The following is a 3,999-nucleotide window of genomic DNA, read 5'->3' on the forward strand; positions in this document are numbered from 1 at the left end:
ACACCCTCGGGTGCCATTTTTATTTGTGCCGCGGTTGTTCGTGCCGCATCGTGGGCTAGCGGTTGAACAGCCTGCGCAGCCGCTCGACGGCTTCCTCCAGCCGCTCGTACGCCGTGGCGTACGAGAGCCGCACGTACTGGTGCGGCGCTGCCGCGCCGAAATCCATGCCCGGCACCATCACCGTGTCCGCCTCGTGCAGCATCGCGCGCGTCAGCGTATCGCTGTCGCCGGCGGCAGGATGCGCGACGTGCGTGCAGTCGGCATAGACATAGAACGCACCGTCGGGCATGACCGGCACGCGAAAGCCTAGCGATTCGAGCGCCGGCGCGATGAAGTCGCGGCGACGCCGGAATTCGAGGCGGCGCGACTCGTAGATCGCGAGCGTGTCCGGCTCGAAGCAGGCCAGCGCCGCGTGCTGGGCGAGCGCCGACGCACAGATGAAAAGGTTTTGCGCGAGCTTTTCGAATGCGCCGACCAGCGCCGGAGGCACGACGAGCCAGCCAAGGCGCCAGCCGGTCATGTTGAAGTACTTCGAGAAGCTGTTGACGGTCACGACATCGTCGCCGAACGACAGCGCCGACACCGGTGGCGCATCGTAGCTCAGGCCCTGGTAGATCTCGTCGACGATCGTGAAGCCGCCGCGCTCGCGCACGGTCTGCACGATGCGTCGAAGCTCGTCGGGCTCGATCGAGGTGCCGGTGGGATTCGAGGGCGAGGCGAGCAGCACGCCGCGCGTGCGCGGGCTCCAGAGCCGCTCGACGTCGGCCGCCGTTAGCTGGAAGCGGGCCTCGGGGCCGCTCGGCACGAGCACCGGCTTGCCTTCCGCCGCGGCCACGAAGTGCCGGTTGCAGGGGTAGCACGGGTCGGGCATCAGCACTTCGTCGTCGCGGTCGACCAGCGCCGTGCAGGCGAGCAGCAGCGCCGCCGAGGCGCCAGCCGTGACGACGATGCGCGCCGGATCGATCGTCAGGCCATGCGCATGCCGGTAGTGCGCGGCGATCGCTTCGCGCAGCGCGTGGATGCCGAGCGCGCTCGTATACTGCGTGACGCCGCGGCGCAGCGCCGCGGCGGCGGCCTCGACGACGGGCTCCGGCGCCGTGAAGTCCGGCTCGCCAATACCCATGTGAATGATGTCGCGCCCGGCGCGTTCGAGCTTTGCCGCCTCCTTGGCCAGTTCCATGACATAGAACGGCTGGATCGCGTCGACGCGCGCGGCAAGCCGCAGGAGCGGTTCGGCAACGGTATTCATGCGGGTGATTCCAGTTTCTTGCTGCCGGCAGACCCGGCGGGTCCGCCGGCGCGGACCGTAAAACGACGGCGAATTCGCAAGGCGGCGGGGCGCACAAGTGCGGCGCGCCCCGCCGCGCGAGCCATCACGACCTGCGTGCGGCCTGGGTTTCCGCGGCGCGCAGTTGCACCGCGAGCTTGTCGAGCACGCCGTTGACGTACTTGTAGCCGTCCGAGCCGCCGAACGTCTTCGCCAGTTCGACCGCTTCGTTGATCACGACGCGGTAAGGGATGTCGACGTGATGCGTGAGCTCGTAGGTCGCGACCAGCAGCACCGCGCGCTCGACGGGCGAGAGCTGCTCGATCGGACGGTCGAGGCAGGGCGCGATGGCGGCCGAGAGCGTGTCCGAGTCGCGGATCACGCCGTGCAGGATGGCGTCCAGATGCTCGTGATCGGCCTTGTCGTAACCCTGCGAACCGCGCAGCTGCGCGTCGATCTCGCCGGCGGGCACCGCCGACAGCAGCCACTGATACAACCCCTGCGTGGCCAGTTCGCGGGAGCGGCGACGCGCACTCTTCATTGCTCTTCCTCTTCGTCTTCCTCGTCTTCGTCCTCATCGCCGCCGTCGAGTTGCTCGAGCGCGACCGTGAGGTTCGCCATTTCAACGGCGACGCGCGCCGCGTCACGACCCTTCTCGGTCATGCGCGCGACAGCCTGCTCGTCGCTTTCCGTGGTCAGCACGGCGTTCGCCACCGGCACGCCGAAGTCGAGCGCGATGCGCGAGATGCCCGCGCCGCTCTCGTTCGAAACGAGCTCGAAGTGGTAGGTCTCGCCGCGCACGACCGCGCCGAGCGCGATCAGCGCGTCGAACTGGCCGCTTTCGGCGAGCTTTTGCAGCGCGAGCGGGATTTCGAGCGCGCCGGGCACGGTGACGAGCAGCACGTCTTCGCCGACGACGCCGAGGCGTTCGAGTTCTTCGATGCAGGCGTCGGCCAGGCCGTTGCAGACAGGTTCGTTAAAGCGCGACTGGACGATGCCGATGCGCAGTCCGTCGCCGTCGAGGTTCGGTTGGTATTGTCCGATTTCCATGTGGTGTCCGTTGGTTCGGTTATGCGTGGTAACGCGTATGAGTGGGCGGGCAGCGCGGGGTCGCCCCCGGCGCGTTCCTGTCGCTCAGGCGCGCGTTGCGGTGCGCTCGGCGGTTTCCGGCGGGCATGGCGCCTCGGCGCTGCTGCCCGGCATCGGCACGAAGCCCGTGACTTCGAGCCCGTAACCCGACATGCTGCCGAGGCGGCGCGGTTTCGACAATACCTGCATGCGGCCAACGCCGAGTTCCCGCAGGATCTGCGCGCCGATGCCGTAGGTCTTGAAGTCCACCGGACGGCGCGCGAGCGCCTCCGCGCGTTCTTTCTGGTCGAACGCCTTGAACATCTCGATCAGATGCTCCTTGGTGTCGCCGCAATTGAGCATGACGATCACGCCGAGATCGCGTTCGGCGATTTCGCGCATGGCCGCGTCGAGCGTCCACGAGTGCGTGGACGAACCCGTTTCCAGCAGATCGAGCATCGAGAGCGGCTCGTGCACGCGCACCGGCGTTTCGCTCTCGGGCGTGGGCGTGCCGCGCACGAGGGCGATGTGCGGCGTGCGGGTGGGGTGATCGACGTACATGATCGCGCGGAAGGTGCCGTGCGCCGTCTGCATGGTGCGCTCCGCGACGCGCTCGACGATCGATTCCGTGCGGCTGCGGTAATGGATCAGGTCGGCGATGGTGCCGATCTTCAGGTTGTGCTCCTGCGCGAACTCGACGAGGTCGGGCAGGCGCGCCATCGTGCCGTCGTCCTTGATGACTTCGCAGATCACGGAGGCCGGCGTGAGGCCCGCGAGCGCCGTGAAGTCGCAGCCGGCTTCGGTGTGGCCGGCGCGCACGAGCACGCCGCCCGGCTGCGCCATGATCGGGAATACGTGGCCCGGCTGCACGATGTGCTCGGCGCGCGCGTCGTGCGCGACCGCGGCCTGGATCGTGCGGGCGCGGTCGGCGGCGGAAATGCCGGTCGTCACGCCCTCGGCCGCTTCGATGCTCACCGTGAACGCGGTGCCGTACTGCGTGCCGTTGCGGTAGGTCATGAGCGGCAGGTTGAGCTGCTTGCAGCGCTCCTGCGTGAGCGTCAGGCAGATCAGGCCCCGGCCGTACTTCGCCATGAAGTTGATGGCCTCGGGCGTGATGAATTCCGCGGCGATGACGAGGTCGCCCTCGTTTTCCCGGTCTTCTTCGTCGACGAGGATCACCATCCGGCCGGCTTTGAGCTCGGCGATGATCTCCAGGGTGGTGGCGAGGGTCATGTTGGTGAGGTCTTTTCGGGAAAGCGCATATTTTACGCCACGGCGGGCGGCAAGTCGCCGTCGGCGGGGAGAAGGGCTGGCCGAACGGCCGGCTGGGCAGCGCAAAACGCGGCCGGCACAATAGTAACGGTTGACGTTATTAACGCGCTGCGTTACTATCCACGATGATTACTTCGTTTGCATGCCGTGACACTGAGGCGCTCTTCTTTGGGCGCCGCGTTGCCCGCTTCGCTTTGATCGAGCGGGTGGCGATTCGCAAGCTGCAGCAGATTCACGCCGCCGCCACGCTCTCGTTTCTGCGAGCGCCGCCCGGCAACCGGCTGGAGCGCTTGCTGGGCGACCGCGAAGGCTGGTACAGCATCCGCATCAACGTGCAGTGGCGGATCTGCTTTCACTTCGAGAACGGCGAGGCAGCAGAGGTCCGCATCATC

At 67.4% G+C, this 3,999-nt stretch carries 5 protein-coding genes; 1 reads left to right on the forward strand and 4 read right to left on the reverse strand.

Annotated elements, in window-relative coordinates:
• Nucleotides 1-55: 55 nt before the first annotated feature.
• From BAC01S_RS29660 to ribBA, 4 genes are all read right to left on the reverse strand, one after another.
• The gene (locus BAC01S_RS29660) at nt 56-1,249 is read right to left on the reverse strand and encodes a pyridoxal phosphate-dependent aminotransferase (protein ID WP_027798000.1); all 1,194 of its coding nucleotides are present in this window, start codon (nt 1,247-1,249) and stop codon (nt 56-58) included.
• Between the two features lie 124 nt (nt 1,250-1,373).
• Nucleotides 1,374-1,808, reverse strand: a complete 435-nt coding sequence (nusB, locus tag BAC01S_RS29665; RefSeq protein ID WP_027798001.1) for a transcription antitermination factor NusB — start codon at nt 1,806-1,808, stop codon at nt 1,374-1,376.
• Nucleotides 1,805-2,317: a 6,7-dimethyl-8-ribityllumazine synthase gene (gene ribH, locus BAC01S_RS29670; protein WP_027798002.1), complete on the reverse strand. Its 513-nt coding sequence runs from the start codon at nt 2,315-2,317 to the stop codon at nt 1,805-1,807. The genes nusB and ribH overlap by 4 nt, the downstream gene beginning before the upstream one ends.
• Nucleotides 2,318-2,401: 84 nt before the next feature.
• A complete protein-coding gene (gene ribBA, locus BAC01S_RS29675; protein ID WP_027798003.1) occupies nt 2,402-3,568 on the reverse strand; it encodes a bifunctional 3,4-dihydroxy-2-butanone-4-phosphate synthase/GTP cyclohydrolase II in 1,167 nt (388 codons plus the stop codon).
• 245 nt (nt 3,569-3,813) lie between these two features.
• Here ribBA and BAC01S_RS29680 point away from each other — a divergent pair.
• Nucleotides 3,814-3,999, forward strand: a 186-nt coding sequence (locus BAC01S_RS29680; RefSeq protein WP_407667975.1) for a type II toxin-antitoxin system RelE/ParE family toxin, incomplete at its 3' end; no start/stop codon positions are given.

Origin of the sequence: Paraburkholderia acidipaludis NBRC 101816 (assembly GCF_000684975.1) — a bacterium.
In the GTDB taxonomy this organism is placed as follows: domain Bacteria; phylum Pseudomonadota; class Gammaproteobacteria; order Burkholderiales; family Burkholderiaceae; genus Paraburkholderia; species Paraburkholderia acidipaludis.

Coding starts and splice junctions, on each gene's coding strand:
- BAC01S_RS29660 (WP_027798000.1), bottom strand. CDS start 1,249: ATGAATACCGTTGCCGAACCGCTCCTGCGGCTTGCCGCGCGCGTCGAC.
- nusB (WP_027798001.1), bottom strand. CDS start 1,808: ATGAAGAGTGCGCGTCGCCGCTCCCGCGAACTGGCCACGCAGGGGTTG.
- ribH (WP_027798002.1), bottom strand. CDS start 2,317: ATGGAAATCGGACAATACCAACCGAACCTCGACGGCGACGGACTGCGC.
- ribBA (WP_027798003.1), bottom strand. CDS start 3,568: ATGACCCTCGCCACCACCCTGGAGATCATCGCCGAGCTCAAAGCCGGC.